General features: G+C 38.3%; 7 protein-coding genes. 5 read left to right on the top strand and 2 right to left on the bottom strand.

The window, feature by feature from the left end:
• The first annotated feature begins 105 nt into the window (after positions 1–105).
• Positions 106–672 carry a phosphoribosyltransferase gene (locus DXA54_RS27535; RefSeq protein ID WP_005868760.1) on the top strand — a complete coding sequence of 189 codons (567 nt, stop codon included), beginning with the start codon at positions 106–108 and terminating at the stop codon, positions 670–672.
• Position 673: 1 nt separating this feature from the next.
• Positions 674–1,288: an SLOG family protein gene (locus tag DXA54_RS27540; RefSeq protein ID WP_005868759.1), complete on the top strand. Its 615-nt coding sequence runs from the start codon at positions 674–676 to the stop codon at positions 1,286–1,288.
• A gap of 193 nt (positions 1,289–1,481) precedes the next feature.
• Here DXA54_RS27540 and DXA54_RS27545 read toward each other — a convergent pair whose 3' ends face one another.
• A complete protein-coding gene (locus DXA54_RS27545; RefSeq protein WP_005868407.1) occupies positions 1,482–2,645 on the bottom strand; it encodes an IS4 family transposase in 1,164 nt (387 codons plus the stop codon).
• A 261-nt stretch (positions 2,646–2,906) separates the two neighbouring features.
• On the opposite strand from DXA54_RS27545, the gene DXA54_RS28345 reads away from it, so the two are divergent.
• The 3 genes from DXA54_RS28345 to DXA54_RS27555 are packed head-to-tail and all read left to right on the top strand — an operon-like array spanning position 2,907 to position 4,010.
• Positions 2,907–3,068 (top strand): hypothetical protein, encoded by a 162-nt coding sequence (locus DXA54_RS28345; RefSeq protein WP_007564662.1) that lies wholly within the window; start codon positions 2,907–2,909, stop codon positions 3,066–3,068.
• A 13-nt stretch (positions 3,069–3,081) separates the two neighbouring features.
• Entirely contained in the window at positions 3,082–3,531 is a 450-nt protein-coding gene (locus DXA54_RS27550) for a DUF3791 domain-containing protein (RefSeq protein ID WP_005868755.1), read from the top strand.
• Positions 3,528–4,010, top strand: coding sequence for a DUF3990 domain-containing protein (locus DXA54_RS27555; RefSeq protein WP_005868753.1), 483 nt, complete (start codon positions 3,528–3,530; stop codon positions 4,008–4,010). The genes DXA54_RS27550 and DXA54_RS27555 overlap by 4 nt, the downstream gene beginning before the upstream one ends.
• Before the next feature lie 344 nt (positions 4,011–4,354).
• Here the strand turns inward: DXA54_RS27555 and DXA54_RS27560 are convergent, their stop codons facing one another.
• On the bottom strand, positions 4,355–4,552 hold the full coding sequence (locus tag DXA54_RS27560) for a hypothetical protein (protein ID WP_007564664.1): 198 nt from the start codon (positions 4,550–4,552) through the stop codon (positions 4,355–4,357).
• Positions 4,553–4,588: the final 36 nt, after the last annotated feature.

Raw genomic sequence — 4,588 nt, forward strand, 5'->3', positions numbered from 1 at the left:
CAAAAAAAAAGTCGGCAGAAAGAAAAGGCCATCCCGGAAAGGGGTTTAAAAAAAGGTCTTTAAATCTAGCTGAAGCATAAGTTTAATTTTAATAGATAAAAGACTATGGCACATCAGAGTAAATATCCTAGTTTAGACAGACAATGGCATAAGATGATGTTTTCTTTCTTTGAGTATCTTCCTATGCAATATCGGCAGGCAACGGAAAGAGAATGGCAAATTCGTAAGATGATATGGAGTTTTAAGGATGGAAAAGCTTATTTGAATATAGCTTGGATGATAGCGAATAAGTTACATCAAGTTTTTGGTGATGATGTTAAGAATATTGTTTTTGCTTGTGTTCCGGCTTCTTCCGCTGATAAGAATGAACTTCGTTATAAGGGGTTTGCTTCGGCTGTGTGTAAGTTTTCAGGTGCTATCAATGCGTATGAACATATACGTGTCAGTGGAGATCGTTTGGCTATTCACGAGAAATTTGACAGCAAGTCGCTTCAAAAAGTACAAGTGATAGAATTTGACAAGGACTTTTTTCGGGGTAAGAAAATCTTGGTATTTGACGATATTTTAACAAAAGGGTTTTCGTATGCTCGTTTCGCATGTCAGTTGGAAAAAATAGGAGGTGAGGTTTTGGGAGGTTTCTTTTTAGGTAAAACAGTTGTCCGTATGTTATAAGATGAAAGAAAAAGAGAGTTATATAGAGAAGCAGAAGGATATCTTTGGAGATACTACTTGGTTCACTTATCGTTATGAGGTGAATGGAATGGTGTATGAAACTTCGGCAGGTTCGTTGGATATATGTAGAAAGGCACGTGATAAATGGATGAAAATGATGTCCGTTGCTTTTACCGGTCATAGAACGATACGAACAAATAAATATGCTTTGTCCGTATCGTTGAATGAAGAGGTACGTTTCTGCTATGAGAATGGAATCCGTTTTTTCTATATTGGTTGTGCGGTTGGATTTGACATGATGGCTGCTCATACCGTACTTGAACAAAGGAAACAATATCCCGATATGGTTTTGGTGGCGGTTGTTCCTTATGTCGGGCAAGATGTGTATTTCAACAAAGAGGACAAACAGAGGTATGCTGATATTTTGCGCCAAGCCGACAAGGTGGTAGTTCTATCCGAATATTATTATGCCCAATGCTATGCCCACCGTAATGATTACATGATTTCACACGCCTGTAGGCTGATTGCCTATTGGGATGGAAAATCTGCCGGAGGAACTTCTTATACGTTTAACAAGGCACAAAAAAAGAAATTGGTGATATACAATCTGTTTTGATTCAGATTGTATATCGTTGTTTTCCAGCGGTATGATCAAACGTGGCGATGTCATACTGTCTGGTTGCTGTAAGTGCTAATACTTCCGATGCAAAAGAGAAAGACACAATAAATATGAAAAGCAATGATAGATGAATTTTACTTAATTGTTTTACCTTTGTAAAACATTAGTGTCCCATTAAAATTGGGACGAATTAAAAATTAAATAAACTTGGCCCATTTGGTCCGAATCGTTCTTTGTCATTTTGAAATTTAGTTTTATCAAAGAGGTCTCTCAGATGAGTCTTATCAGTCAATGAGATGCTCAGTATTTGTAACACTTCATATGTACTTCTGTTCAGTTGCATATCGTGTTGAATGATTGCCACCAAACAGTAAGCGCATATAGCAGCATATATCTGTATTCGAACAGCATTCTCTGTAGTTCCCCAAAATCTTTTGATTTTAAGGTGCTGCTTGAGCCATTTGAAAAACAGCTCTACCTGCCAGCGATTTTTATAAAGTTCAGCAACTTGAAGCGCAGATATATGCATCGCATTGGTTATGAATGTAAATTCTCGTTCTTGTTCTTCATCCCAATATTTAACCAATCTAAGTGGCTCTGGATAATATTGTTTAGGATAGAATCCTGTCAGAAATACACTTGCGTCTGAAAGCACATTCTTAGGCAGCCTACGTTTCCATTGGATGGATTTGTACCCGAGATTCTTTTTTGCTCTGACAACAAAGTAGGCTTCAATTTGATGAATTTTATACAGTATTTTGAAGTTGTTATAACCGCGGTCAAAGATGTAATAAGAGCTTGGTTCATAAGGAATTTCAATCATAACTTTAGAATCGTGTACGGATGCTTCCGTGATATGAAAGAATGCAGGAATCTGTGTTTCCACATCATATAATGTATGCACTTTGATACCACCTTTCTTTTTGCGGAATTTTGCCCACCAAAAGACTGAAAGGCACAGGTCAATAGTAGTCGAATCGAAAGCATAAACGTTACCGCCAAGTTTGAAAATATGATTAGCACACTTTTGTCGTGCTTCGCTAACCAGGTAGTAAGCATATTCTTCAAAGATGTGATAGTCTCTATCTTGATTTGCTCTTGCCAGCGATGACTTTGATACATTTTTACCCATTCCTAAATGATAACATTTGGAATGATGAGCTTCAAGAGCAACTATCAAATCTCGCAGACTTTCACGATTAGAAAGTTGACCAAACATCAAAGCAAGTAGTTGATTCCAGCAGGTGAAGTGCTTCACATATTTATCACCATCATACTTGGTGACTATGCGGTTAAACTTACTTCGATTCAGAAATGAAGCCAATTGAGCGAAAACGTATTTGTCTTGGAACATATGCCATCGGATTAATCTGATGCAAAGCTACAAATTCAAGTCCGTTCGCTCGGAAAATCGCTGTAACTAACTAAATTTCAAATATTTCAAAGAACTCTTTTAGATTTTAATGGGACAACAATGTTTGTAAAAGGTAAAACAATATGCGTTTTTCAGATACAGAGAACAATATGACCTTTTGCATAGGTGTGTGTTGGTTAGGAACTCCAAATATGGAGTCGTTGCAGAAAATAATGATGAACTTGAATATTATTGATAAGGATGGAAACAATGGAAGCTAATGAACTGATGCGATATGCCTATGAATTACTGCAAGGGCATTCGAATGAAGAATGTGCCCGAATATTAAGAGAAGTGGTGGCCGAGTGTCAGGTGTGTATAAAGAACTGTGAAGAAGGTGTTTTCGAAAATATGCTAAAGTAATAACAACAAGAATATGGAAATTACTCATAAAAATCAAGGAGAACTTGACTCAACCATGCTCCCATTCGTGATGAGAGAGCTGGTAGAACTGGTCATGAAGAAAAAGGCATTGCCTTTAGGCGATGCACTGTATTATATATATTCTTCCAAGTTGTATAAATCTTTGCTGGATAAGAGTACCAAGTTATGGTATTCAAGTACATTGTCGCTTTATGAAACATTGGAGAAGGAAAAAACAGAAGAAAAACGACGGTATAACGGTGACACGAAGATCCTGCTTTTCAAGATGTTCTGCATTGAGAATTATAGGGAGGAAAAGAAACAAAGTGCGGAAGAAACCTTGTTGTTGTTTTCGGACTATGGGGTTTTTGATTTTTTGGATGAGACTTTTGAAATGCTTCATACCCAAGACCCCGAATATATATTAGATACTATAACGACTTATATCAATAAAAGAAAATGAGACTATTTCATGGATCTACAGTTACCGTGAAACGCCCTAATATACAGAAAGGACGGAAGGCTACGGACTTTGGGAAGGGATTTTATACGACAACCAACTTTGAACAAGCAAAAAAATGGGCTTTGTTGAAGAAGAACAGGGAACAGAGCGAAAAAGCAATCGTCTCTGTTTATGAAGTTCCCGATGATATTCTTGATAGGGAATATCCGGTTCTTCGGTTTATGGGTGCGACAAAAGAATGGCTGGAGTTTGTTGTCAACAACCGCAGAGGAAGAGAAAACGGTGACTATGACCTAATAATGGGGCCTGTCGCAAATGACCAGTTATATGCGACAATTCGGCTTTATGAACAGAGAGTTGTTACGGCTGAAGCCGCTATTGAGATGCTGAAAGCGCATAAGTTGTTCAATCAGCTTTCATTTCATACGGTAACAGTCGCTTTGTTGTTGAAGTTTGTTGAATCAATTGAAGTGGGGTAAAGAATATGTGAAGTGAAAATAGGGGGAAGTTTATCCCCCAATGGTAAGGTTGTTTTTTGCGTCCACTTAGTTTTTTCCCACCCACCCTTTCAGCGGAGTGACTGCCCGGCAGTCTGTTGCTTACCCATATGTCCTAGCCTTTTAGGGCTGTAGATAGGTAGTTGGATATTTCGCTGCCAAATCGGCAGTCCGCTTCAATCGTTTGCTTGCTTTTCTCCGAGTGGAGCCTTTCTGCTTTTCCGGTGGTGTAATCTTCTTTTATTGGAAACAGGTGTAGTGGCTGTATGCCTGTGTGGTTATGTTCTCCCGCAGAATCCGCAAGTCAGTTCTTCCGTTGCAGCTTTTCATTTTATCGTGCAGTCACTTTTTTCGATACGTGGAATATGATATGCTTCATTCTTCGGCTTCATTTTTTTAAAAGGAATTGCAGATGTTTCTTCCGGTGTGTCGATAGGCGGCTGACCATCTTTTCGGGATGTGCCATGCTTGCTGTCTAACCGGTTGTTTTTTGCATCCTTTCCAAACCTGTTACTGATTTTCAAGTTTTGTCTTTTTCATATCATTTTTTAGGGAAGTCA

Origin of the sequence: Bacteroides sp. OF03-11BH, assembly GCF_003604005.1 — a bacterium.
Lineage (GTDB): Bacteria > Bacteroidota > Bacteroidia > Bacteroidales > Bacteroidaceae > Bacteroides > Bacteroides ovatus.